A 25,726-nucleotide genomic window follows, 5' to 3' on the forward strand; every position below is an offset into this window, starting at 1 on the left:
ATTAACGACGTGCCAGAAGCAGCCCAAGCACCAGGCCTGCCGCCGCCCCGACGCCAATGCCTTGCCACGGTTTTTCATGCACGTAATCATCGGCACGGTAGACCGCTTTTTTCGCACGGTAGTAGTAATTGTCTGAGGCATGGCTGACGCGGTTTTTAACCTCGTGCAGCGCCTGTTCAGCGCGCGCTTTCAGCTCGATGTATTTTTGATCGGCAGGGTCGCCCGATGAACGTAACACCTCTTCCAGCGTTTCGCTCAGTAACGCAAGGTCGTCGTCAATGCGGGTATCCAGGGATTGATATGACATATTTATCTCCATGTTAGTACACCAGTTCGCTAACTATAGCTAATGACTGACGATTACGCCTGCTTCGCTTCCCGCGCCATACCGATATGGGGAATGCCGTCTTCGTCGTACACCTCCGTCACGGGGGTAAAACCAAAGTGCGCATAGAATGGCTGGAGGTGCGCCTGTGCGCCAAGGTATAACGCCTTGTCCGGCCACTGTTTTTGACAGGCGTCGAGCGTTTTTTCCATCAGCTGATAGCCCAGCTTTTCGCCCCGCGCGTGGCTGCTGACAATCACCCGGCCAATCACCACCGGCTCGACATCGTCTTCGCTTTTCAGAATCCTCGCATACGCCACCAGGACGTTATCTTTCCAACCAAGGATGTGACGGTTTTCGCCCACCAGATCATCGCCGTCGATGTCCTGATACGGGCAGGTTTGCTCGACCACAAACACTTCGCAGCGCAGTTTGAGCAGGGCATAAAGTGCCGTAACGGTAAGCTCGCTATGGTGTAAATCTTGCCACTGGATCATGTCATTCTCCTTCCTGGGGTTCATCACGTTATACTAAACACTTTACCGTTCGGCAAAGGGTCTGACTGCGTTATGGAACTGATTTTTCTGGGGACGTCCGCTGGCGTGCCAACCCGCTCGCGAAACGTGACGGCCATCCTGCTCGATTTGCAGCATCCTACCCGCGGCGGGCTGTGGCTGTTTGACTGTGGAGAAGGGACTCAGCATCAGCTGTTGCACACCCCTTATCACCCGGGAAAGCTGGATAAGATTTTTATCACCCACCTGCATGGCGACCATCTGTTTGGCCTGCCCGGCCTGCTGTGCAGCCGGTCGATGGCGGGGATCGCCAGCCCGTTAACGATTTACGGCCCCGCTGGGGTTCGTGAATTCGTTGACACCGCCCTGCGCCTGAGCGGCTCCTGGACGGATTATCCGCTTGAGATCGTTGAGATTGCCGAAGGGTTAATCTTTGATGATGGGATATATAAAGTTACTGCCACAGCGCTTAACCATCCCATTACGTGCTACGGCTACCGTATCGAAGAACATGATAAGCCCGGCGCGCTCAACGCGGCTGCGCTGCTGGCAGACGGCGTGAAACCAGGGCCACTGTTCCAGCGCCTGAAGCAAGGCGAAACCGTCACGCTGGACGATGGCCGCATCGTCAACGGGCAGCGCTATCTCTCGGCTCCTCTGCCGGGCAAAAAACTGGCCATCTTTGGCGACACGGCCCCCTGCCCTTCCGCCCTGCAGCTGGCTCAGGGCGTGGACGTGATGGTGCATGAAGCTACCCTCGAAGCGGCAATGGAGGAGAAGGCCAACAGCCGCGGTCACAGCTCCACGCGTCAGGCCGCGCGGCTTGCCCGTGAAGCGGGCGTCGGGAAGTTAATCATCACGCACGTCAGCTCCCGCTACGATGCCCATGGCTGCGAGCGGCTGCTGGCGGAGTGCCGGGATGCGTTCGCACACTGTGAACTGGCCGAAGATTTTACGCAGTTCAGCGTTTAGTCCTTCATTTTTCCCTCAGGATGCCGATAACGATTAAAAGGTCAGCATTTTACTTGAGGGTACAATGGATAATTTCCAGAAAGATATTGATGACAGGGCGAATCTCACGCTATCGAACCGTTTTGAACTGCTGCTGTTTCGGCTCGGCACCTCGCTGAACGAAAATAAATCCGAGCTGTTCGGCATTAACGTGTTTAAGCTGCGTGAGATCGTGCCGATGCCGGAGTTCACCAAACCTGCGGGAATGAAGTCGCCGCTGATGGGGATGGTGAACATTCGCGATCAGGTGATCCCAGTCATCGACCTCGCCGCCGTGGCTGGCTGTAAGCCGACAACCGGGCTGAACATTCTGCTGATCACCGAATATGCCCGCAGCGTTCAGGCGTTTGCCGTGGAATCCGTTGAGAACATTATGCGTCTGGACTGGAAGCAGGTTCACGCGGCTGAAACCGCCGTCAGCGGGCGTTACATCACCAGTATTGCGTGCCTGGACGAAAAGACCGACACCAACGACCTGGCGATGGTGCTGGACGTTGAGCAGATCCTGTATGACATCACCCCGGCGAACCACGATCTGCACGCTACCGACCTGAAAACCACCCAATTCAACATCAAGCCAGGGTCCGTTGCGATTGTCGCAGAAGATTCCAAAGTAGCGCGTTCAATGCTGGAGAAAGGTCTGCAGGCAATGCAAATCCCGGCGCAGCTGCATATTACCGGTAAGGACGCGTGGGAGAAGATCGGCGTGCTGGCCGCGCAGGCTCAGGCTGAGGGTGTGCCGATCACCGATAAGATTGCGCTGGTGCTGACGGACCTCGAAATGCCGGAGATGGACGGTTTTACGCTGACGCGCAAGATTAAGTCTGACCCGGTGCTGAAGGATATTCCGGTGGTGATCCACTCATCGCTTTCGGGCAATGCCAACGAAGACCATATCCGCAAGGTGAAAGCCGACGGCTACGTGGCGAAGTTCGAGCTGAACGAGCTGTCGTCGGTAATTGAAGAGGTGCTGGACCGCTCGATGAAGAAGATTGACGGGCCGTTGATTAGTCGCAAGCAACTGGCTTAGTCGGGTGGCGCTACGCTTACCCGACCTACAAAACCCGTAGGCTCTGCAAGCGTAGCGCCGCTGGGCAATAAAAAAACCCGCCGAGGCGGGTTTTTTGTTTTTACATCAGCGGCATTGCATGCTGCACGATATCAATCAGCGGCTGCGGATAGATACCGAAGATGAGCACCAGCAGCGCGGAGATGAGCACCACGATACCGCCCGCGCTGTACTGCCAGTTAGACGGCGCATCGCGGTTGAGCTGCTGAGGCGCGCTCAGGTAGAGGCTCACGGCAACGCGCAGGTAGTAGTACAGACCAATCGCGGAACCGATAACCACACCGGCGGTCAGCCACCACAGGCCAGCCTGCACACCGACGGCCAGGACGTAGAACTTACCGATAAAGCCCAGGGTCATTGGGATACCCGCCAGAGACAGCATCATCACCGTCATCACCGCAGACAGAATCGGACGGTGCCAGAACAGACCACGGTAAGAGAACAGTGAGTCAGCATCCGGGCCACGGTACGGGCTGGACATCAGGCTCACCACGCCGAACGCGCCGAGGCTGCTGAACAGATAACCGGCCAGATACACGCCCACGGTTTCCATCGACATTTCACCGCTCTGCAGCGCAATCAGCGCCACCAGCAGATAACCCAGATGGGAAATAGACGAGTAGCCCAGCAGACGCTTAATGTTGGTCTGGCTCAGCGCCATCAGGTTACCGAAGATGATGGAGACGAACGCGATAATGCCCAGCACCACGCGAACCGCTTCGCTATCACCCACCGGCGCGTACAGGAACAGACGCATGACCACACCGAAGATAGCGATTTTGCTCGCCGTCGCCAGGAAGGTCGATACCGGTGCCGGAGCACCCTGGTAAACGTCTGGCGTCCACAGGTGGAACGGAACCAAAGAGAGCTTAAAGCCAAGGCCAACGATCATCATGCCCAGACCCGCCAGCAGCAGCGGCTCGTGCAGCATACCGTCGCCAAGGCTCTTGCCGATGGCCAGGAAGGAGAGGTTACCCGTCTGTGCGTACAGCAGCGCAATACCGAACAGCAGGAACGACGACGCGGCAGCGGACAGGATCGTGTACTTGATCGCCGCTTCAAGCGAGCGTTTCTGGCGGAAGGCGTAACCAATCAGGCCAAACAGCGGCAGAGAGATCAGCTCAATACCGAGGAACAGCGCGGCCAGGTGGTTCGCATTCGCCAGCAGAATGCCGCCAAGCGAGGCAATCAGTACCAGCAGGTAAAACTCTTCTTTATTGTCGTTGTAACCTTCGAGCCACGGGTACGCAAAGGTGCAGGTTGCCAGGCTCGCCAGCAGAACCAAACCGGTATACAGCATGGCATAGCCGTCAACGCGCATCAGCGGCGTGACGTCCATCGCGCCCGCCTGGCCAACAAACCAGAGGGACACTAACGCAGCGTTCAGACCCAGAACGGACAGGGTCGCATTCAGGAAGTGATTGCGTCGCCACGCAATGGAGAGCATCACAACCACCACCGTCAATCCGACGATCAGCAGCGGTAGCAGCGCGATCAGTTGTTGTGGAGTTATTGTCATGGCGAATTACGGCCTTGTAGTAGAAGCAGAATTAACAAACCACTGCTGGATGTTACCCATCGCGGAGTGCGAGGTATCCAGAATCGGCTGCGGATAGAAGCCCAGCAGCACCAGCAGTACGACCAGCAACAGGATGATGAACAGCTCACGCAGCGACATCCCCGGCAGTTGTTGTGCAGCAATTTCGCTCTTCGCTTTACCGAAGTAGGCGCGATGCAGCATCGCCAGTGAGTAGACGGAAGCGAACACCAGACCAAAGGTAGAGATCACGGTAATCACCGGAACCACCTTGAAGCTGCCGAACAGAATCATAAATTCGCCGACGAAGTTACCGGTACCCGGCATACCCAGCGTCGCCACTGCGAAGAACATGGAGAGCGCTGGCAGCCATTTCATCTTGCCCCACAGGCCGCCCATCATGCGCATGTCGCGGGTGTGCAGACGCTCATAAAGCTGACCACACAGGATGAAGAGACCGGCTGCGGACAGACCGTGCGCAATCATCTGAATCACCGCGCCCTGATACGCCAGCTGGCTGCCGGTGTAGATAGCAATCAGCACGAAGCCCATGTGGGAAACGGAGGTGTAAGCAATCAGACGCTTGATGTCGTACTGCGTGAAGGCCATCCAGGCACCGTAGAAGATACCAATCACACCCAGCCACATGGCAATCGGCGCGAACTCTGCGGAAGCGTTCGGGAACAGCGGCAGCGCGAAGCGCAGCAGACCGTAGGCCGCGGTTTTCAGCAAGATACCCGCGAGGTCAACGGAACCCGCCGTTGGCGCCTGAGAGTGCGCATCCGGCAGCCAGCCGTGCAGAGGAACCACCGGCATTTTCACCGCGAAGGCGATGAAGAAGCCCAGCATCAGCAGGTATTCAATACCGTGAGACATTGGGGTATTCAGCAGATCTTCGTAGTTGAAGGTCCAGACGCCGGTCGCCTTGTAATGCACAAACACCAGCGCCAGGATCGCAATCAACATCACCAGACCACTCGCCTGGGTGTAGATGAAGAACTTGGTTGCCGCCGTGATACGCGTTTTACCGTCGGACGCCTTATGGCCCCACAGCGCGATCAGGAAGTACATCGGCACCAGCATCATCTCCCAGAAGAAGAAGAACAGGAACATGTCGATGGCCAGGAACACGCCGATCACGCCGCCCAGGATCCACATCAGGTTCAGGTGGAAGAAGCCCTGGTATTTTTCGATTTCTCGCCAGGAGCAGAGTACCGCCAGAACGCCGAGCAGGCCGGTCAGCACCACCATCAGCAGCGACAGACCGTCAATCGCCAGGTGGATGGTGATACCGAAACGTGGGATCCACGGGAGGATAAACTCAGACTGCCACTGCGGAATGCCTGCAGACTGGGTCAGAGAGTAGCCACCCTGCAACCAGAGTTGCAGACCAAGCGCGAGCGTTAATCCCATGGTGATCAGCGCGATCCAGCGCGGCATCTTCACGCCAAAGCGTTCAGTCTGCCAGCACAGGAAGCCGCCGATGAAGGGAATTAATATTAGCCAGGGTAGTAACATGGCGATTTTTATTCCTTGTTAAAGTCCCTAAAGGACCGATTTTCAACGAATTCGACTACATTCACGGTTGAGTGCGGGTTCTTTTAGCCCGGTGGTGCTAACGCTTACCCGACCTACGGTCTCGTAGGCCCGGTAAGCGCAGCGCCACCGGGCAAAACCGCAATCTCAAATCACAATCAACGCAACACCATCAGCAGCGCCAGCACGACAACCGCACCGATGCTCATGGACGCCACATACCAGCGCAGGTAACCGTTCTCGCTGTACAGCAGGCCTTTACCTGCAAAGCGGGAGAGGATCGCCGGGATATTCATCATGCTGTTCATCGGGTCGCGCTTCAGCAGCCACGCAATGCCCAGGAACGGCTTGACGAAAATCATGTCGTACAGCCAGTCGAAGCCCCACGCGTTGTACCACCAGGTACCCAGCAGACGGCCTGGCGCACTGTTGGCAACGGCAGTCACCAGCGTACGTTTGCCCAGCCACAGCCATGCAGCAATCAGGATGCCCGCAATGGCGACCACACCGGAGGTGATTTCAAGCGTCAGTACGCGACCGTGCTCAAGCTCGGTTGTTGCCGGCAGTACGCCCTGCAGCGGTGGCACAATCATCGCGCCAACGAAGGTGGAGAGTACCAGCAGCACAATCAGCGGCAGGTGGTGGGTAATCCCCTTCCCTGCGTGTGCGTGAATTTGTTCTTTACCGTGGAATACGATGAAAATCATACGGAAGGTATACAGGGAGGTCATAAACGCACCGACCAGACCCGCAACCATCAGATTGATATGTCCATTCGCCATGGCACCCGCAAGGATTTCGTCCTTACTGAAGAAGCCCGCGGTGATCAGCGGCAGTGCCGCCAGCGCCGCGCCGCCCACCAGGAAGCAAGCGTAAACCAGCGGGATGGACTTACGCAGTCCGCCCATCTTGAAGATGTTTTGCTCGTGGTGGCAGGCCAGAATCACCGAACCGGATGACAGGAACAGCAGCGCTTTGAAGAACGCATGGGTCATCAGGTGGAAAATGGCCGCGTCCCACGCCTGAACGCCCAGCGCCAGGAACATGTAGCCAATCTGGCTCATGGTGGAATACGCGAGAACGCGTTTGATGTCGGTCTGCACCAGCGCGGCAAAGCCTGCCAGCACCAGCGTTACCGCACCAACAATACCCACCAGATGCAGAATTTCCGGCGTCATCAGGAACAGGCCATGGGTACGCGCAATCAGGTAAACACCTGCGGTCACCATGGTCGCGGCGTGGATCAGCGCGGAGACAGGGGTTGGACCCGCCATCGCGTCGGCCAGCCACGTTTGCAGAGGAAGCTGCGCGGATTTACCCACGGCGCCGCCCAGCAGCATCAGCGTTGCCCACCACAGCATGTCGTTGCCTGCAGCGAAGTGTGCCGGTGCCAGTTCCACCATTTCGCGGAAGTTCAGCGTGCCCAGTTCGTTGTAAAGAATGAACAGCGCGAAGGCGAGGAAGACGTCACCCACACGGGTCACGACGAACGCTTTCATGGCCGCTGCGCCATTCTTCGGATCGGTGTAGTAGAAACCGATCAGCAGGTAAGAGCACAGACCCACGCCTTCCCAGCCGAGATACATCAGCAGCAGGTTATCGGCCAGCACCAGAACAACCATGCTGGCGATAAACAGGTTGGTGTAGGCGAAGAAGCGGGAGTAACCCTCTTCACCGCGCATATACCAGGAGGCGAACATGTGGATCAGGAAGCCCACGCCGGTGACCACAGAGAGCATGGTCAGCGACAGTCCGTCCAGCACCAGATTAAAGCCGATGTTGAAATCACCGACCGACATCCAGGTCCACAGTGGAACGCTAAAGGCCTGACGTCCGTTGTTGAAGAAATCGATGCCCGCATAGGCTGTCACCAGCGCAGACAAACCGATAGAGCCGATGCCCACGGTTGCAGACAGATTCTCAGACCAGCGGCCACGAGAAAACGCCAGCAGCACGAAGCCGATCAGCGGAAAAATAATGGTTAAGGCAAGCATGTTCATCCACGCAACTCACTTACTGAATCGATGTTCAGGTTCTGGCGGCGACGATGGAGCTGCAGCAACAGCGCCAGGCCAATACTCGCTTCTGCAGCCGCGAGGCTGATGGCGAGAATGTACATCACCTGACCATCGGCCTGGCCCCAGTAGCTCCCGGCGACCACAAAGGCCAGCGCCGAAGCGTTAATCATGATTTCCAGCCCAATCAGCATAAACAGCAGATTGCGGCGGATAACCAGACCGGTTAAGCCCAGGACGAACAAAATCGCAGCGAGGATCAGTCCATGTGTTAAGGGGATCATGCGCGCTCCTCCGTTTTTCTTTTCGCGCGGTCATCAGTGCGGTTGCTCAGCACCTCGCCGACACGCTCTTCGCGGCCAACGTGGAAGGCAACAACCAGGCCCGCCAGCAGCAGCATTGACGCCAGTTCAACCGCCAGAACGTACGGGCCAAACAGGGCAATACCCACGGCCTTGGCGCTGATCGGCGTGCCGTCGATGCCCTGATCGTTCACGCCCAAAATTGCGTAAACAATTACCACCAGCATGATGGCCGACAAAATTGCCGGGCCAATCCACACCTGCGGTTTTAACCACTGACGTTCCTGCTCAATTTCGGAGCCGCCCAGGTTCAGCATCATCACCACGAAGACGAACAGCACCATGATGGCACCGGCGTAGACGATGATTTCCAGCGCACCGGCGAAATGCGCGCCCAGCGCAAAGAACACCCCGGAAATGGCCAGCAGCGAGATGATTAAATACAGCAGCGCATGCACCGGGTTGGTGTGCGTAATCACTCGTAGCGTAGCCAGGATGGCGATAAGGCCACAGATATAAAAAGCGAATTCCATTGCCCTCTCCTTACGGTAACAGGCTCTTGACGTCGATAGGCTTAGCTTCGTTCTCTGCTTCGCCCTTATCTTTGCCGTCGATTGCCATACCCGCCATCCGGTAGAAGTTATATTCCGGGTATTTGCCCGGACCGGAAATCAGCAGATCCTCTTTCTCGTACACCAGATCCTGACGCTTGTACTCACCCAGTTCGAAATCTGGAGTCAGCTGAATCGCCGTGGTTGGGCACGCTTCTTCACACAGACCGCAGAAGATGCAGCGTGAGAAGTTAATGCGGAAAAACTCAGGGTACCAGCGGCCGTCTACCGTCTCTGCTTTCTGCAGAGAGATACAGCCTACCGGACAGGCTACCGCACACAGGTTACAGGCAACGCAGCGCTCCGAACCGTCCGGATCGCGCGTCAGCACGATACGGCCACGGTAGCGCGGCGGCAGATATACCGGCTCTTCCGGGTACATCCGGGTTTCGCGTTTGGCAAACGCGTGCAGGCCGATCATCCAGATACTGCGTACCTGGGTGCCGAAGCCTACCAGTAATTCTTTTAAGGTCATGGTCTATAGCCCCTTATGGCTGCTGCCAGAGAATGACAGCCGCCGTTACCAACAAGTTGACGAGCGTCAGCGGCAGGCACACTTTCCAGCCGAAGGACATTACCTGGTCATAACGCGGACGCGGTAAGGACGCACGAATCAAAATGAACATCATCATGAAGAACGCGGTTTTCAGCGCGAACCAGATGAACGGCGGTAAGAACGGGCCATGCCAGCCACCAAAGAACAGCGTTACCATCAACGCGGAAATGGTGACGATACCGATGTACTCGCCCACGAAGAACAGACCGAACTTCATGCCGGAATATTCAATGTGGTAACCGTCGGCCAGTTCCTGTTCGGCTTCTGGCTGGTCAAACGGGTGACGGTGACACACCGCCACGCCCGCGATAGCAAAGGTAACAAAACCAAAGAACTGCGGGATAACGTTCCAGATGTCGGCCTGGTTGTTGACGATGTCGGTCATGTTGAATGAACCGGCCTGCGCCACCACGCCCATCAGGGAGAGACCCAGGAACACTTCGTAGCTCAGCGTCTGCGCGGAAGCACGCATCGCACCCAGCAGCGAGTATTTGTTGTTACTGGACCAGCCGGCGAACAGCACCGCGTAGACCGCGAGGCCTGCCATCATCAGGAAGAACAGGATGCCGATGTTCAGGTCAGCCACAACCCAGGTCGGGCTGACGGGAACGATAGCAAACGCCAGCAGCAGCGAGGTAAAGGCGATCATCGGTGCCAGAGTGAAGATCACGCGATCCGAGAAGCGCGGGATCCAGTCCTCTTTGAAGAACATCTTGATCATGTCCGCGACCAGCTGGAGTGAACCACCCCAGCCCACGCGGTTCGGTCCGTAACGGTTCTGGAACAGACCGAGCAGACGACGTTCACCAAAGCTCATGAACGCACCGCAGGTGACCACCACCAGCAGAATCACAACCGCTTTCAGAATGCTCAGCAGGATGTCGATAAGATCCGGCGTTAACCAACTCATGCTTTTGCCTCCTGCAGGTTATCAAGTCGCGCACCCGCCAGTACCGGCGCGATGCCAGGCATTCCCATCGGCAGACCCACCTGCCCCGCGGACAGACCTTCAGAGATGATCAGCGGCAGGCTGATCGTCTGGCCGTCGTAGCTAAAGGCGATGTTCGCACCCGCGTTAACGCCAAGCTTTGCGGCATCCGCCGGGTTGAGCTTGATGTACGGTTGCGGCATACGGGTCTGGAAGACCGGAGAGCGCTGGGACATTTCGTCGCTACCAAACAGATGGTAGTACGGCGCAATACGCCAGTTGCCTTCCTGAGCCTGGAAACGTTCCGGAACGGTAGTGAAGAAGTCCAGACCGGTTTCGGAGGCTTCAATCAGACGCACGCCCGGGTCGCCGTGGCGCAGAGAACCGCCCACTTCAGCCTGGAACTTGTTCCATGCCTGCGGGGAGTTCCAGCCCGGTGCCCATGCAAACGGAACCTGAGAGCGTGGCGCAGACGGCTGGTTGTTCCCTTCCATGGAGAAGGCGAACATCGTGTCTTTATCCTGCGGCTGACGAGGTTCATGCACGCTGATATTGGCACGCATCGCGGTACGACCGCTGTAGCGGTGCGGCTCACGCGCCAGTTTCTGGCCGCGAATGCGGAAGCTTGCGTCAGGAGCTGCATCTTTGATGCCCGCCAGCTGTGGCAGTTTTTCCACTACCGCGTCGATAACGTGGTCGAGCTGCGTCCAGTCCACTTCACGGCTCTGCACGGTGCTGTGCAGGGAGTGCAGCCAGCGCCAGCTTTCCAGCATCAGCGTATTGCTGTCGTAGTACGCCGGGTCATACACCTGGAAGAAGCGCTGTGCGCGGCCTTCGTTGTTGATGACCGTACCGTCGCTTTCGGCGAAGCTTGCCGCAGAGAGCACCAGGTGCGCTTTGTCCATAATGGCGGTGCGCTGATGGTCAATGACCATCACCAGCGGCGCTTTAGAGAGCGCTGCGTCAACGCGAGCGGCTGAGGCGTGGCGATGCAGGTCGTTTTCCAGCACCACAACGGCGTCAGCAGAACCGGATTCCAGTTCGCTTAACGCTTCTTCCAGCGAGCCGCCGCCAATCATACCCAGACCGATGCTGTTCACCGCACGGGCAATCATGGTGATACCCACGTCCGCGCCGCGGCCTTTCAGGGCTTTAGCAACGTTCGCTGCCGCCTGAACGATCTCGGCGCTACCGGCGTTGGTACCGGAAATAATCAGCGGTTTTTTCGCGCCTGCCAGGGCCTGAACAATCACATCAACCTTGTTTTGCAGGTCGCGATCCAGTTCAACCGCCGGCGAGCTGTTATCCAGCGCGTGAGCAATCGCGAAGCCAAGACGCGCCTGATCTTCCACCGGTGCGCAGTAGGTCCACGCGGCGATGTCGTCCAGACGGGTGTTGTCGACGTTGGTCACAAACAGCGGATGCTTCGCGCGCTGACCGATGTTCAGGATTGCCGCAATCTGCCAGTCAGCCACTTTCTGGGCCGCTGCCATTTCACGCGCTTTACCTTTCACCGCCTGACGAACCGCCAGAGCTGCACGCGCGCCGGTCTGGGTCAGATCTTCACCCAGCACAAGCACCGCATCATAAGACTCGATTTCGCGCAGCGCAGGAGTATGAATACCGCCTTCGCGCAGCACTTTCAGCACCAGCTGCAAACGTTCCTGCTCGCCCTGGGCGATACCGGTGTAGAAGTTTTCTGCCCCAACCAGTTCGCGCAGCGCAAAGTTGCTCTCGATGCTGGCACGCGGGGAGCCGATACCGATCACTTTCTTCGACTGACGCAGAATATCCGCAGCACCCTGCATCGCCTGCTCGGCGTTCAGGGTGATCAGGTCATCGCCACGGCGCTGAACCGGCTGACGCGGACGGTCTTTCAGGTTTACATAGCCATAGCCGAAACGACCGCGGTCGCAGAGGAAGTAGTGGTTAACGGTACCGTTATAACGGTTTTCGATACGACGCAGTTCGCCATAACGTTCACCCGGGCTGGTGTTACAACCCAGGGAGCACTGCTGGCAGATGCTTGGCGCAAACTGCATGTCCCATTTACGGTTGTAGCGCTCGGAGTGCGTTTTGTCGGTGAATACGCCGGTCGGGCAGATTTCTACCAGGTTGCCGGAGAATTCGCTTTCCAGAACGCCATCTTCCGGACGACCGAAGTAGACGTTGTCATGCGCGCCATACACGCCCAGATCCTGACCATCTGCATAGTCTTTGTAGTAACGCACGCAGCGGTAGCAGGCGATGCAGCGGTTCATTTCGTGAGAGATGAACGGCCCCAGATCCTGGTTACGGTGGGTACGCTTGGTAAAGCGATAGCGACGGAAGCTGTGACCGGTCATTACGGTCATATCCTGAAGGTGGCAGTTACCGCCCTCTTCACAAACCGGACAGTCGTGCGGGTGGTTGGTCATCAACCACTCCACCACGCTTTCGCGGAACTGTTTGGCTTCTTCGTCATCAATCGAAATAAAGGTGCCTTCGGTGGCTGGCGTCATACAGGACATCACCAGGCGACCACGCGTGTCTTCCGCGTTCTGATATTGCTTCACCGCACACTGGCGGCAAGCACCGACGCTGCCCAGCGCCGGATGCCAGCAAAAGTACGGAATATCGAGGCCAAGAGACAGACAAGCTTCTAGCAGGTTGTCCGCCCCGTTGACTTCGTATTCTTTGCCGTCTACATGAATCGTAGCCATTAGCATGCTTCCAGTTGGCTCGAATTGCTTCGAGCGTTAATCAAAATTCTTTTATCGCCCTCACCCTCCCCCTCTCCCTGAGGAAGAGGGCCGGAATGAGGGGGAATTACCAGCGTGCTTTTAGCAGGTTCGGCTGAATCCCATTGATGGCATGGGTATTACTGAACGGCTGCTTGATGCCTGCTTCGAATTCTTCGCGGAAATATTTAATCGCGCTTTGTAGTGGCTCGACCGCACCCGGTGCGTGGGCGCAGAAGGTTTTGCCTGGGCCCAGGAATCGACACAGTTGCTCAAGTGTCTCGATATCGCCAGGCTGGCCTTCGCCACGCTCGAGGGCGCGAAGGATCTTCACGCTCCACGGCAGACCATCACGGCACGGTGTACACCAGCCGCAGGACTCACGGGCAAAGAACTCTTCCAGGTTACGCACCAGCGGAACCATGCCGATTTCGTGATCGACGGCCATCGCCAGCGCCGTACCCAGACGGCTGCCTGCTTTACCAATGCTTTCGAATTCCATCGGCAGGTCAAGGTGGGCTTCGGTCAGGAAGTCTGTTCCTGCCCCGCCCGGTTGCCAGGCTTTGAACTTCAGGCCATCACGCATGCCGCCCGCGTAGTCTTCAAGAATTTCACGCGCGGTGGTACCGAACGGCAGTTCCCAGACGCCAGGATTCTTCACGCGCCCGGAGAAGCCCATCAGCTTGGTGCCGGCATCTTTGCTTGAAGAGATGCCCTGATACCACTCCACGCCGTTGGCAAGGATCGCCGGGACGTTACACAGGGTTTCGACGTTGTTAACGCAGGTCGGTTTACCCCACACGCCGGAGCTGGCCGGGAACGGTGGCTTGGAACGCGGGTTCGCACGGCGGCCTTCCAGGGAGTTAATCAGCGCGGTTTCTTCACCGCAGATATAACGCCCTGCCCCGGTGTGCACAAACAGTTCGAAGTCAAAACCGGTGCCCAAAATGTTTTTACCGAGCAGGCCGGCTTCGGTCGCTTCGGCAATCGCGCGACGCAGGTTTTCTGCCGCTTCGATATATTCACCACGCAGGAAGATGTAACCACGCCAGGCTTTCAGCGCAAACGCGGAGATCAGCATGCCTTCCACCAGCAGGTGCGGCAGCTGCTCCATCAGCAGGCGGTCTTTATAGGTGCCCGGCTCCATTTCATCGGCGTTACACAGCAGGTAACGGATGTTCATGGATTCGTCTTTTGGCATCAGGCTCCACTTCAGACCGGTGGAGAAGCCCGCACCGCCGCGCCCTTTCAGGCCGGCGTCTTTAACCGCATTGACGATCTCATCCGGTGCCATACCGCCGAGCGCCTTGCGCGCGCCAGCATAGCCGTTCTTCGCCTGATACTCTTCCAGCCACACCGGCTGCTTGTCGTCGCGAAGACGCCAGGTCAGCGGATGGGTTTCGGGAGTCAGAATAATATTTTTCATTATTTATACTGCTCCAGCAGGTCAGGAATCGCTTCCGGCGTCAGATGGCTGTGAGTGTCCTCATCAATCATCATGGTCGGCCCCTTGTCGCAGTTACCCAGGCAGCAGGTTGGCAGCAGGGTAAAACGACCGTCGAACGTGGTCTGGCCTGGCTTGATATTGAGTTTCTTCTCAATGGCGGCCTGAATACCCTGGTAACCCGTAATGTGGCAGACCACGCTGTCGCAGTAGCGGATCACGTGACGGCCTACCGGCTGACGGAAGATCTGGCTGTAGAACGTCGCGACGCCTTCGACATCACTGGCCGGGATACCCAGCACTTTTGCGATCTCGTAGATCGCGCCATCCGGCACCCAGCCACGCTGTTTCTGTACGATTTTCAGCGCTTCAATGGACGCCGCACGCGGGTCTTCGTAGTGGTGCATCTCGTGCTCAATGGCGGCACGCTCTGCTTCACTCAGCTCAAAAGCCTCGGTTTGTGGTTGTTGATTCTCGTGCATAATTAGCGGTCCACATCTGACATAACAAAATCGATACTACCCAGATACACAATCAGGTCGGAGACCAGACTGCCGCGAATAGCTGCCGGGATCTGCTGCAGGTGCGCAAAGCTTGGCGTACGCACGCGGGTACGGTAGCTCATGGTGCTGCCGTCACTGGTCAGGTAGTAACTGTTAATACCCTTGGTCGCTTCAACCATCTGGAAGGATTCTTGCGCCGGCATGACCGGACCCCAGGAAACCTGCAGGAAGTGGGTGATCAGGGTTTCGATATGTTGCAGCGTGCGCTCTTTCGGTGGCGGCGTGGTCAGCGGGTGATCCGCCTTGAACGGGCCTTCCGGCATGTTATCGAGGCACTGCTGGAGAATGCGCAGGCTCTGGCGCAGCTCTTCCACTTTCAGCATGACGCGGGTGTAGCAGTCGGAAACCCCGCCGCCAACCGGTACTTCAAAGTCGAAGTTCTCATAGCCAGAGTATGGACGGGCTTTACGCACGTCGAAATCAATACCTGCTGCACGCAGACCTGCACCCGTGGTACCCCACTCCAGCGCTTCTTTCGCGCCGTAAGCGGCGACACCCTGTGAACGGCCCTTGAGGATGGAGTTGCGCAGCGCGGCTTTCTCGTAAGAATCCAGACGCTTCGGCATCCACTCCAGGAACTCGCGCAGAAGACGGTCCCAACCGCGCGGCAGATCGTGCGCCACGCCGCCGATGCGGAACCAGGCCGGGTGCATACGGAAACCGGTAATCGCTTCCACCAGATCGTAGATTTTCTGACGATCGGTAAAGGCGAAGAAGACCGGGGTCATTGCGCCGACGTCCTGAATGAACGTGGAGATGTACAGCAGGTGGCTGTTAATACGGAACAGTTCTGACAGCATGACGCGGATCACGTTAACGCGGTCCGGCGTGGTGATGCCTGCCAGTTTCTCAACGGCCAGCACGTATGGCATTTCGTTCACGCAGCCGCCGAGGTACTCGATACGGTCGGTGTACGGAATGTAGCTGTGCCAGGACTGACGCTCGCCCATCTTCTCAGCACCACGGTGGTGATAGCCGATATCGGGGACGCAGTCGACAATCTCTTCGCCATCAAGCTGAAGAATAATACGGAATGCACCGTGCGCAGACGGGTGGTTTGGACCGAGGTTGAGGAACATGAAGTCCTCGTTGTCGGTACCGCGCTTCATACCCCAGTCTTCCGGCTTGAAGGTCAGCGCTTCCATCTCCAGATCCTGCTTGGCTTTGGTCAGCTCAAACGGGTCGAATTCAGTTGCGCGCGCCGGGTAGTCTTTACGCAGCGGGTGGCCGGTCCAGGTCTGCGGCATCATGATGCGCGTCAGGTGCGGGTGGCCGTCAAAGGTCATGCCGAACATTTCCCAGGTCTCACGCTCGTACCAGTTGGCGTTCGGGAAAAGTTTGGTGATCGTCGGCAGATGCATGTCGTTTTCAGACAATGCCACCTTGAGCATGATATCCGTGTTGCGGTCTATTGAGATCAGGTGGTAGAAAACGGAAAAATCCGCAGCAGGGAGACCCTGGCGGTGCGTACGCAGACGTTCATCCATGCCGTGTAAGTCAAACAGCATGACGTATGGTTTTGGCAATTTCTTAAGGAAATCGACCACTTCCAGTAATTGTTCACGCTTCACCCAAACGACGGGTACGCCGGTGCGGGTGGCCTGAACAGTAAAGGCATCCGGCCCAAAACGGTTGCGCAGTTCGCCAATGACGGGGTCATCAAGATGATCCCTTGTCTGCCAGGCGGCTTCTTGCGCGGTTAAGTCGGTCATATTGTTCACCATTGCAAATGGTCCGTGGTGACTGTTAAGCCTGGCTTCGCGCTATTTGAGTAGTGATATGCGAAGGTTTTCTCCAGGCCCACAGGCGCAAATTAAATTTCGTCAGGCGTACGCAGGTTGGTTACTGCAATACGTTCACCGCGTTTACGCTCGCGCTCAGACGGCATATTGGCGCGGTACACGCCCTGATCGCCAACCACCCACGAGAGCGGGCGACGTTCTTTACCGATAGACTCCTGCAGCAGCATCAGCGCCTGCATGTAAGCTTCCGGACGCGGCGGGCAGCCCGGGATGTACACATCCACAGGAATGAACTTATCAACGCCCTGCACAACAGAATAAATGTCGTACATACCGCCAGAGTTTGCACATGCGCCCATGGAGATAACCCATTTTGGCTCAAGCATCTGGTCATACAAACGTTGAATAACCGGCGCCATTTTGGTGAAGCAGGTGCCCGCCACCACCATCAGGTCAGCCTGACGTGGAGAAGCACGAAGTACCTCTGCCCCAAAACGCGCAACGTCATGCACCGCAGTGAATGACGTCACCATTTCAACGTAGCAGCAAGAAAGGCCAAAGTTATAAGGCCAAATGGAGTTCTTACGACCCCAGTTGACCATATCGTGCATGGCATGTTCGAGCTTGCCCATGTACACGCTTTTATTGACTTCTTGCTCCAGGGGGTCTGTTACGATCTCCTGTTTCTGCAGGGGGTAACGGTCATTCTCACCGTTAGGATCTATGCGGGTGAGCGTATAATCCATCTTGTTGCCTCGCTGTTACTGCTGACGATTAGAGATACTGTTTTCCGGGTTGATGTGTTCACGACGTGAACGCGCAGGCGTCCAGTCAAGCGCGCCAATACGCACCAGATAAACCAGACCGGCCAGTAGCACTAAAATGAAAATTGCGGCCTCGACAAAGCCCACCCAACCACTTTCGCGTATGGACGTTGACCATGCGAAAAGGTAAAGCGCTTCCACGTCGAAGATGACGAAGAACATGGCTACCAGATAAAACTTGGCAGACAGGCGTAAGCGAGCGGTGCCGACTGAATCAATACCTGATTCAAAAGGCGTGTTTTTGTGCCTTGCGCGGGCGCGACCGCCCAGGAACCAGCCGCCGACTAACATCAGGCAGCACAGGCCAATGGCTACAATAAGAAAGATTGCGAATGCCCAGTGATGAGCGATGACTTCTGTGGATGTTGACATACTCATTGCTTACTCATCAAAAGTGATACCTGTGAGACTGCTCTTGCTGGCAGATGGGTATCACATCGATTCATGGGGAGGAACAAAATAACCTTACACTAACTGTCAGAAATGAGACATAGACAGCAAAATGATGGGGTTTTTTACTCCTTTCTATAACCTTTTGTCAACTTTAACAAAGGTTTCTTCACAGTAAATTACATCGAGCGATTCTCATTAACATTTCATGCCCTTTAACCCTGGTGGGTACATGACTATACGTCAAATGCATGCTGTTGAATCGTGTCCGTTTTGGAAGTAAAAAAAATAACCCTCCTATTTTGACAGGATTTGCCAACGATTCCTCCCCCCAAAGAGGAGTATTTTCTTGATCTGAGACACGCTTTTGTTAATTCAATCAAAAAAACAGCAACATATTTCCTGTTTTTTTAACATGGAGGGGAGATGAAGCAGGAGAGAACTGAAATCGTTCGAAGATCAACCAAAACCATTTATCGCAATGATAATTAATGGTTATTTCTTAATCCCATTCTATGAAAGTGGGTATAACTGACGAAAAAAAACCACTCAACGCGAAAACCGCGCGAGTGGTCTTTTTTTACACTTACATTTTGTTACGAGAATTTTGAGTGGTTGATCACTCAAAATCCCCCTCAGCGATCAGGGAGTTATCCCCCCCTTCTGGAGTAACATGCTCGAACTGCCACGGATTGTGGTAGTTTTCCATCGCGTCAAACACCACTTTCGCCAGCTCGTTGTTGCTGGAAGCGTTATGGCACAGCATGTACTCCGTATCTGGCAATACAGGCAGGCCATCACTTCTCCCCAATACTCGCAGATCCGGGCTCATCATCTCCACCGGTCGGGCCGTCACGCCCAGCCCGGCTTTCACGGCGGCGCGAACGGCGGGCAACGTTGAAGCAACGTAGGCCAGACGCCACGGAATATTGGCTTCATTAAGCGCAGAAAGCACCATATCGCGGAACGGACTTGGATCATCCAGTAACACCAGAGGAATGGCCTCGCCTTTTTGCAGCACATATTCCGCCGCACAATACCAGTGCGTGGGCGATGTGCGAAGCGTCAGGCAATCAAACGCCCCTGGACGATGGGTGGTGACGACCAGGTCCACTTCGTTCTCTTTCAACATCTCAACCATAAACGCATTGCGTTTTACGCTGACATCTAACGCAAGCTTCGGATAAACCGAACTAATTCGGTTGAGAAGAAACGGTAATATGGTGTCCGCTGACTCATCAGATGCACCTAACGTTAGCACCCCCTGAAGGTTGCTAAACATTAACGACATACATGCTTCATCATTAAAGCGAAGTATTTTTCTGGCATAACCCAGTAGCTGTATACCGTGTTCGGTTAAGAGCTTATTGCGCCCGTGACGCGCAAAGAGTTCTTTACCCACCAGCTGCTCCAGCCTCTGCATCTGTTGGCTTACGGCAGACTGGGTTCGGCAAACTGCGGCAGCAGCTGCTGCAAAAGTGTTGAGATCGGCGACCGCAACAAACGTTCTCAGCAGATCGAGGTCGAGATTCATTATCGGACGATTTGCATTTATCATATCTATTCACTTTCAGGTTGCTCGTGCGGAGCTGCCCGGGTTGAAGCTGTGTGTAAAAGTTAAGCAATTCCCTCTGAAGGTTTCCCTCGCATCCCGGCCCGGCAGACTGCCTGACAGACAGTTATTGTGCTGCGTTAAACCAACAGTCAGAAACAAGGTTTCATGACGTTATTTTTATTCTCTAAAACGTTCAGGTTATTTAGATGTTTGCAGATGTAGGTAAATCCCTTTAAAGGGAAAACATATTTCTGCCATCTTTATCGCAGCGCTGTCAACGTGACAGGATGTGATCCTCACAATCCAGCCAGAGATAACTTTAACAATAACAATCGATTAATTTAGAACAGCGGGTTCAGATGGACATAACAAGCTTATCTGTCATCTGCTTTCCCGTAAGACATCTTAACTCAAATCCACTATATTTATAAGTCTTATTGTAAAGCTGGAGATTAAACTGCGTTGAAAAACCGCTACTGTAATTTTATTAAAATTAATGAAGTTGCATTTTCGTCGATAATAATAAATAAAGTTTAATTTCGATTAAGGCCATACATTAATAACACTTAACATTTAATTCACACGAGTAACTTTTAGCCCATCAGGCATATTAGTACAACCCTTATGTTAACATTCAGGTTTTACGAAAGGTCACCTGGAGCAACGGCCCCCGCCTGTTCACGCCTGTGGGAAAATCACCTCATTTTTAACAGAATAAAATTCAATTAATTTGCCTTTAATCAGCACATTAATCCTTTTAATGCATTGAAAACGAGATGATAACCACCGTAAAACAATCCATGGCAGCAATATAAATTTAAAGAAAAATTCGCCTCTGCACAAAATCTTCTGCTGTATACCCTTCAAAACGCAGCGAGGGGGGAGTACATTGTTCCGTGCTGACTTCCACGGCAGGGAGTGGCAATAATAGCGAAAAGGTTAAAGGTTCATGTCCCCTATCGAAAAATCCAGCAAGCTAGATAACGTCTGTTATGACATTCGAGGCCCGGTTCTTAAAGAGGCGAAACGCCTTGAAGAGGAAGGTAACAAGGTTCTCAAACTCAACATTGGCAACCCAGCGCCGTTTGGTTTTGAAGCGCCGGATGAGATCCTGGTTGATGTGATCCGCAACCTGCCTACGGCACAAGGTTACTGCGATTCAAAAGGACTCTACTCCGCACGTAAAGCCATCATGCAGCATTATCAGGCGCGCGGCATGCGTGATGTGACCGTTGAAGATATCTATATTGGTAACGGCGTTTCTGAGCTGATCGTCCAGGCGATGCAGGCGCTGCTGAACAGCGGCGACGAAATGCTGGTACCGGCACCGGATTACCCGCTGTGGACGGCAGCTGTCTCTCTGTCCAGCGGCAAAGCGGTGCATTACCTGTGCGATGAGTCGTCTGACTGGTTCCCGGACCTGGACGATATCCGCGCCAAAATCACGCCGCGCACCCGCGGTATCGTGATTATCAACCCGAATAACCCGACGGGTGCCGTCTATTCCAGAGAGCTGCTGATGGAGATCGTTGAGATCGCCCGCCAGCACAACCTGATTATTTTTGCCGACGAAATCTACGACAAAATTCTTTACGACGCCGCACAGCATCACTCTATCGCCGCGCTGGCGCCGGATTTGCTCACCGTTACCTTTAACGGTCTGTCAAAAACCTACCGCGTGGCCGGTTTCCGTCAGGGCTGGATGGTGCTTAATGGGCCGAAGAAACACGCGAAGGGCTATATCGAAGGGCTGGAGATGCTGGCATCAATGCGCCTGTGCGCCAACGTTCCGGCGCAGCATGCGATCCAGACGGCGCTGGGTGGCTACCAGAGCATCAGTGAATTCATTGCCCCCGGTGGCCGTCTGTACGAACAGCGTAACCGCGCCTGGGAGCTGATTAACGATATTCCCGGCGTCTCCTGCGTGAAGCCTAACGGCGCGCTCTATATGTTCCCGAAAATCGACGCGAAGCGCTTTAATATTCACGACGACCAGAAAATGGTGCTCGATTTCCTGTTACAGGAGAAGGTACTGCTGGTACAGGGTACCGCGTTTAACTGGCCGTGGCCGGATCACGTCCGTATCGTGACGCTGCCGCGCGAAGACGATCTTGAAATGGCGATCAGCCGCTTCGGGCGATTCCTGTCCGGCTATCATCAGTAATGTAGTCTGTCTGCCGGGTGGCGCGATGCTGACCCGGCAGACACAATCCGCAAATTTGCATCTTGCCTCCCCTCCCCCCACAATGAAGCCTGTCGCAGTGAAGACAAAAGGTAACCTATGAGTCAGAGTCATTTCTTTGCCCACCTCTCCCGCCTGAAACTCATCAACCGCTGGCCGCTGATGCGCAACGTGCGCACCGAGAATGTGTCCGAGCACAGCCTGCAGGTGGCGATGGTCGCTCATGCGCTGGCGGCCATTAAGAATCGTAAGTTCAACGGACGCGTGAACGCGGAACGTATCGCCCTGCTGGCGATGTATCACGACGCGTCAGAAGTCCTGACCGGGGATCTGCCTACGCCTGTGAAATACTTCAACTCGCAGATTGCCCAGGAATACAAAGCCATTGAAAAGATCGCCCAGCAAAAGCTGATCGAGATGGTGCCGGAAGAGCTGCGCGATATCTTTGAGCCGCTGATCGACGAACACCAGTACACCGAAGAAGAGACGTCGCTGGTGAAGCAGGCTGATGCGCTGTGCGCTTATCTGAAATGTCTGGAAGAGCTGTCGGCTGGCAATAATGAGTTTTTACTGGCGAAAACGCGTCTGGAAAAAACCCTGGAATCCCGCCGCAGCGAAGAGATGGATTACTTTATGCAGGTGTTTGTGCCGAGCTTCCATTTGTCTCTGGATGAGATCAGTCAGGATTCGCCGCTGTAATTTTTGCCGGGTGGCGGCTTCGCCTTACCCGGCTTACGTTTCTGGCCCCACGCTTAAAACGGGAACAGGACCGGGATCAACACCACGCATACCACCATCACCAGCACGGTGAATGGCACCCCAAGCTTCACGAAATCGCTAAATGTATAGTTCCCTGGCCCCAGCACCAGCGTGTTAACCGGTGATGAAACGGGCGTCATAAACGCAGCCGAGGCGGCCATCGCCACCATCATGGCAAACGGATAGGGGGAGACGCCCATAGACTTCGCCATCGCCAGCGCAATCGGCGCCATCAGCACCGCGGTCGCCGTGTTAGAGATAAACAACCCTATCGATGCACACATCACAAACAGGCAAATCAGCATCATATACGGGCTATAACCTCCGCCGATGTCCATCAGCCCTTTGACAACCAAATCCACCCCGCCCGTTTTTTGCAGCGCTAAGGCAAACGGCATCATTCCGACAATCAGGATAATGCTCGGCCAGTGAATGGCTTTATAGGCACTTTCGGCATCAATACAGCGGAATTTCCCCATCAGCAGGCAGGCAATAATCGCCGCCACCGGGTTGGGAATTTCATCGGTGAGCATCAAGGCTACCATCAGCACCAGGCAAAAGATGGCGTGCGGAGCCTGGCTGTGGGCGGGAGAAGCATCGCTCTCTTCGACGGGCATATTCAGCACCACGAAATCACGCCCCATATGACCGAGCTGGCTAATCAGCTTCCAGTTACCGACCACCAGGAAGATATCCCCCAGCAGGATAGGCTCGTCCACCACCGCGCCTTCCATCGCCACGCCATCGCGCTTGAGGCCCACCACGTTAAGCCCGTAGCGGGTGCGGAATCCCATCTCGCGTACCGTTTTACCCAGCAGTTCCGATTCCGGAATCAAGGAGACTTCTGCCATCCCCACGTCCAGCGCCTGATCGGAGAAGTATTCCCCGCGCAGGACCATCGGTTCCAGCAGCTGTTCGCTGCAGAACTCTCGCAGGTCGACGTCAGCCGTGGACATATCAATAAGCAGCACGTCGCGCGCGCGGAATTCCGATACCCCGTTGACGTTGACGATCACCCGGCGAAAGCGCCGCCAGCGCTCGACGCCGATGACGTTTGCCCCGTAGCGTTCGCGCAGCTTGAGATCGTCAAGCCGTTGGCCGATCAGCGGTGAACCGGGACGAATAGCCAGGCGACGTGCGCGTCCGGTTAAACGGTACTCTTTGATCAGGTCGCGAAACGTCCGCCGTTTCCAGTTCTCTTTGCTTTTGTCGTGCTTCTCCCCTTTCAGGGCAAAGCGCGTCAGCAGCATATAGACGACGCCCAGCACCAGGATCACCAGCCCAAGCGGGGTGACGCTGAAAAAACTAAATCCCTGCAACCCTTCGCGAAGCAGTTCGCTGTTAACGACCAGGTTCGGTGGCGTGGCCACCAGCGTCATCATGCCGCTGATCAGCCCGGCAAAGCTCAGGGGCATCATCAGGCGTGACGGCGAGGTCTGCATCCGCATCGATACGCTGAGCACGACCGGAATAAAAATGGCGACTACGCCCGTTGAGCTCATGAACGCGCCCAGCCCGGCCACCGTCACCATCAGGTAGATCAGCATTTTGGTTTCGCTACTGCCCGCCACCTTTACCAGCCAGGCGCCCATGATGGTCGCCACGCCGGTGCGCACCAGGCCATCGCCGATGATAAACAGGGCAGCAATCAGAATAACGTTGGGATCGCTAAAGCCGGAGAACGCCTCAGACAGCGTGAGCGTGCCGCTCAGTACAAAGGCGACAATCACAAACAGGGCGACGGCATCCATGCGCACCTTGCCTGTCGCAAAGAGAATGATGGCGATTAAGAGCAGGCTGAGCACCCAAATCAGTTCACCGTTCACAACATATCCTTGTCAGTGGAAGAAGACGCGATTTTGCCATAAAAAAAGCCCCGACAATGCGGGGCTAAATCATAGGATTACATTTTCAGCGAGACGGTTACACTTCCATCCGGTGCCTTCGCGACGTTTAACGCGGCCAGGGAGTTAACCACATAATCCGCCTCGTCCAGTCGGGGGGAGCCCGCCGGTACGTTTACGGCGATAACGTGGCTTCCGGCATTCAGCCCGGCTAAAACGCCCGCGGCTGCATCTTCCACCACCACGCACTCGGCTGGCGCAAGGCCAAGCATTTCAGCGCCGAGTAAAAAGGCATCCGGTTCAGGCTTGCCGCGCTTTACGCGTTCCGCCGTAATAAAGACCTCCGGCCTCGGCAGGCCCGCGGCCTGATGACGCGCGTGGGCAACGGGAACAGAGCCTGAGGTCACAATCGCCCAGGGGATCTGCGCTTCGTTGAGGTGTTCAAGCAGCTCGCGCGCGCCGGGTAAGGCGGTGATCCCGTTCGTGTCGTTGGCTTCGATCTGTTCGAGGTAGCGAAATTCCGCCTGGATCTCTTCCTCAGAACGCCCGGCCAGGAAGTGCCGCAATGAGGTAATGGCCTGTTTGCCATGGATGAAATTCAGTACGTCCTGATGGTCGATGCCGTGCCTGTCGGCCCAGTGGCACCATGAACGCTCCACTACCGGCAGCGAATCTACCAGCGTACCGTCCAGATCAAACAGAAAACCTTTACACTGCACACGCACCTCCGTCAGGCATTAATGATTTGTTGAATTTCGTTGCTGCTCAAATGGTACTGGCGCGGGCAGGAGTGCCATACGCTCAGCATACGTTGATATTTATCCCACATTGGGGTCTGGGCGTTAAAGCCATGCGTACCCGCATCAAAATGGGTGTAACGCCCTTCGGTATTCACCATAAAGCGTACATAGCTGAGATAGCGCGCTTCCGTCGCGGCATCGAACCCGAGGAAGGTCACGCGGCGTTCGTCGATGGACTCCCGATCTTTCAGATTGGTCCAGGAAACATGCAGCGCGTGATACATCTCCATAATGTCGATCACGAGGCGGCAGGTTTCTTCTTTTAGCTCGCCGAACTCGCGGTCCAGCTCGCGCATCTGCAGGCCAAACCCGCGTTCGACAATGGTCTGTAAGCGGCTGTAGCGCTCAGCGTTGTCGGGATCAAGCATAGTCATCATCTTGTACTGGTTAGACAAAATCAGACGTTGAGCATGGGTCATTTCCATCTTTCGACTCCTGTAGCGCATGGCACTTGAAAAAAAAGACACGGTAACGTTTGTCACTGTGCCTTCTTTTCGT

Annotated in this window: 23 protein-coding genes; 4 read left to right on the top strand and 19 right to left on the bottom strand. The window is 55.5% G+C overall.

Annotated features, from left to right (window positions below):
• Position 1: 1 nt before the first annotated feature.
• Complete coding sequence (elaB, locus tag QLG21_RS02785) at positions 2 to 307, bottom strand: stress response protein ElaB (protein WP_042320308.1); 306 nt, start codon at positions 305 to 307, stop codon at positions 2 to 4.
• Positions 308 to 360: 53 nt separating this feature from the next.
• Positions 361 to 822 (bottom strand): GNAT family N-acetyltransferase, encoded by a 462-nt coding sequence (locus tag QLG21_RS02790; RefSeq protein ID WP_042320312.1) that lies wholly within the window; start codon positions 820 to 822, stop codon positions 361 to 363.
• Positions 823 to 894: 72 nt separating this feature from the next.
• Between QLG21_RS02790 and rbn the strand changes: the two genes are divergently transcribed.
• The gene (gene rbn, locus QLG21_RS02795) at positions 895 to 1,812 is read left to right on the top strand and encodes a ribonuclease BN (RefSeq protein WP_282483853.1); all 918 of its coding nucleotides are present in this window, start codon (positions 895 to 897) and stop codon (positions 1,810 to 1,812) included.
• 64 nt (positions 1,813 to 1,876) lie between these two features.
• A complete protein-coding gene (locus QLG21_RS02800; RefSeq protein ID WP_006176501.1) occupies positions 1,877 to 2,881 on the top strand; it encodes a chemotaxis protein in 1,005 nt (334 codons plus the stop codon).
• A 100-nt stretch (positions 2,882 to 2,981) separates the two neighbouring features.
• On the opposite strand, the gene nuoN is transcribed toward QLG21_RS02800, so the two are convergent.
• From nuoN to lrhA, 14 genes are all read right to left on the bottom strand, one after another.
• Complete coding sequence (gene nuoN / locus QLG21_RS02805; protein ID WP_088208009.1) at positions 2,982 to 4,439, bottom strand: NADH-quinone oxidoreductase subunit NuoN; 1,458 nt, start codon at positions 4,437 to 4,439, stop codon at positions 2,982 to 2,984.
• 6 nt (positions 4,440 to 4,445) lie between these two features.
• A complete protein-coding gene (gene nuoM, locus QLG21_RS02810) occupies positions 4,446 to 5,975 on the bottom strand; it encodes an NADH-quinone oxidoreductase subunit M (RefSeq protein WP_006176504.1) in 1,530 nt (509 codons plus the stop codon).
• 176 nt (positions 5,976 to 6,151) lie between these two features.
• The gene (gene nuoL / locus QLG21_RS02815; protein WP_006176505.1) at positions 6,152 to 7,993 is read right to left on the bottom strand and encodes an NADH-quinone oxidoreductase subunit L; all 1,842 of its coding nucleotides are present in this window, start codon (positions 7,991 to 7,993) and stop codon (positions 6,152 to 6,154) included.
• Positions 7,990 to 8,292: an NADH-quinone oxidoreductase subunit NuoK gene (nuoK, locus tag QLG21_RS02820; RefSeq protein ID WP_006176506.1), complete on the bottom strand. Its 303-nt coding sequence runs from the start codon at positions 8,290 to 8,292 to the stop codon at positions 7,990 to 7,992. Before nuoK ends, nuoL begins: the two co-directional genes overlap by 4 nt.
• A complete protein-coding gene (gene nuoJ / locus QLG21_RS02825) occupies positions 8,289 to 8,843 on the bottom strand; it encodes an NADH-quinone oxidoreductase subunit J (protein ID WP_006176507.1) in 555 nt (184 codons plus the stop codon). The genes nuoK and nuoJ overlap by 4 nt, the downstream gene beginning before the upstream one ends.
• A gap of 10 nt (positions 8,844 to 8,853) precedes the next feature.
• The gene (gene nuoI / locus QLG21_RS02830; protein WP_003861491.1) at positions 8,854 to 9,396 is read right to left on the bottom strand and encodes an NADH-quinone oxidoreductase subunit NuoI; all 543 of its coding nucleotides are present in this window, start codon (positions 9,394 to 9,396) and stop codon (positions 8,854 to 8,856) included.
• 13 nt (positions 9,397 to 9,409) lie between these two features.
• On the bottom strand, positions 9,410 to 10,387 hold the full coding sequence (gene nuoH / locus QLG21_RS02835; protein ID WP_006176509.1) for an NADH-quinone oxidoreductase subunit NuoH: 978 nt from the start codon (positions 10,385 to 10,387) through the stop codon (positions 9,410 to 9,412).
• Complete coding sequence (nuoG, locus tag QLG21_RS02840) at positions 10,384 to 13,107, bottom strand: NADH-quinone oxidoreductase subunit NuoG (RefSeq protein ID WP_137272295.1); 2,724 nt, start codon at positions 13,105 to 13,107, stop codon at positions 10,384 to 10,386. Before nuoG ends, nuoH begins: the two co-directional genes overlap by 4 nt.
• Before the next feature lie 106 nt (positions 13,108 to 13,213).
• Positions 13,214 to 14,551: an NADH-quinone oxidoreductase subunit NuoF gene (nuoF, locus tag QLG21_RS02845; protein WP_088208007.1), complete on the bottom strand. Its 1,338-nt coding sequence runs from the start codon at positions 14,549 to 14,551 to the stop codon at positions 13,214 to 13,216.
• Positions 14,551 to 15,051: an NADH-quinone oxidoreductase subunit NuoE gene (gene nuoE, locus QLG21_RS02850; protein WP_006176513.1), complete on the bottom strand. Its 501-nt coding sequence runs from the start codon at positions 15,049 to 15,051 to the stop codon at positions 14,551 to 14,553. Before nuoE ends, nuoF begins: the two co-directional genes overlap by 1 nt.
• A 2-nt stretch (positions 15,052 to 15,053) precedes the next feature.
• A complete protein-coding gene (gene nuoC, locus QLG21_RS02855; RefSeq protein WP_006176514.1) occupies positions 15,054 to 16,856 on the bottom strand; it encodes an NADH-quinone oxidoreductase subunit C/D in 1,803 nt (600 codons plus the stop codon).
• 89 nt (positions 16,857 to 16,945) lie between these two features.
• The gene (gene nuoB / locus QLG21_RS02860) at positions 16,946 to 17,620 is read right to left on the bottom strand and encodes an NADH-quinone oxidoreductase subunit NuoB (protein ID WP_006176515.1); all 675 of its coding nucleotides are present in this window, start codon (positions 17,618 to 17,620) and stop codon (positions 16,946 to 16,948) included.
• Positions 17,621 to 17,635: 15 nt separating this feature from the next.
• On the bottom strand, positions 17,636 to 18,076 hold the full coding sequence (gene nuoA, locus QLG21_RS02865; protein ID WP_006176516.1) for an NADH-quinone oxidoreductase subunit NuoA: 441 nt from the start codon (positions 18,074 to 18,076) through the stop codon (positions 17,636 to 17,638).
• Positions 18,077 to 18,707: 631 nt separating this feature from the next.
• Positions 18,708 to 19,646 carry a transcriptional regulator LrhA gene (gene lrhA, locus QLG21_RS02870; protein ID WP_042320321.1) on the bottom strand — a complete coding sequence of 313 codons (939 nt, stop codon included), beginning with the start codon at positions 19,644 to 19,646 and terminating at the stop codon, positions 18,708 to 18,710.
• 946 nt (positions 19,647 to 20,592) lie between these two features.
• On the opposite strand from lrhA, the gene alaA reads away from it, so the two are divergent.
• Complete coding sequence (gene alaA / locus QLG21_RS02875) at positions 20,593 to 21,807, top strand: alanine transaminase AlaA (protein WP_006176518.1); 1,215 nt, start codon at positions 20,593 to 20,595, stop codon at positions 21,805 to 21,807.
• A gap of 117 nt (positions 21,808 to 21,924) precedes the next feature.
• The gene (gene yfbR, locus QLG21_RS02880; protein ID WP_058609873.1) at positions 21,925 to 22,524 is read left to right on the top strand and encodes a 5'-deoxynucleotidase; all 600 of its coding nucleotides are present in this window, start codon (positions 21,925 to 21,927) and stop codon (positions 22,522 to 22,524) included.
• 53 nt (positions 22,525 to 22,577) lie between these two features.
• Here yfbR and QLG21_RS02885 read toward each other — a convergent pair whose 3' ends face one another.
• From QLG21_RS02885 to QLG21_RS02895, 3 genes are all read right to left on the bottom strand, one after another.
• Positions 22,578 to 24,410, bottom strand: coding sequence for an SLC13 family permease (locus tag QLG21_RS02885; RefSeq protein ID WP_282483854.1), 1,833 nt, complete (start codon positions 24,408 to 24,410; stop codon positions 22,578 to 22,580).
• A gap of 77 nt (positions 24,411 to 24,487) precedes the next feature.
• On the bottom strand, positions 24,488 to 25,147 hold the full coding sequence (locus QLG21_RS02890; RefSeq protein ID WP_101737219.1) for a sugar phosphatase: 660 nt from the start codon (positions 25,145 to 25,147) through the stop codon (positions 24,488 to 24,490).
• A gap of 11 nt (positions 25,148 to 25,158) precedes the next feature.
• Positions 25,159 to 25,653: a YfbU family protein gene (locus QLG21_RS02895; RefSeq protein ID WP_006176522.1), complete on the bottom strand. Its 495-nt coding sequence runs from the start codon at positions 25,651 to 25,653 to the stop codon at positions 25,159 to 25,161.
• Positions 25,654 to 25,726: the final 73 nt, after the last annotated feature.

It is taken from the genome of Enterobacter sp. V87_3, assembly GCF_029967835.1.
Classification (GTDB): domain Bacteria; phylum Pseudomonadota; class Gammaproteobacteria; order Enterobacterales; family Enterobacteriaceae; genus Enterobacter; species Enterobacter cancerogenus.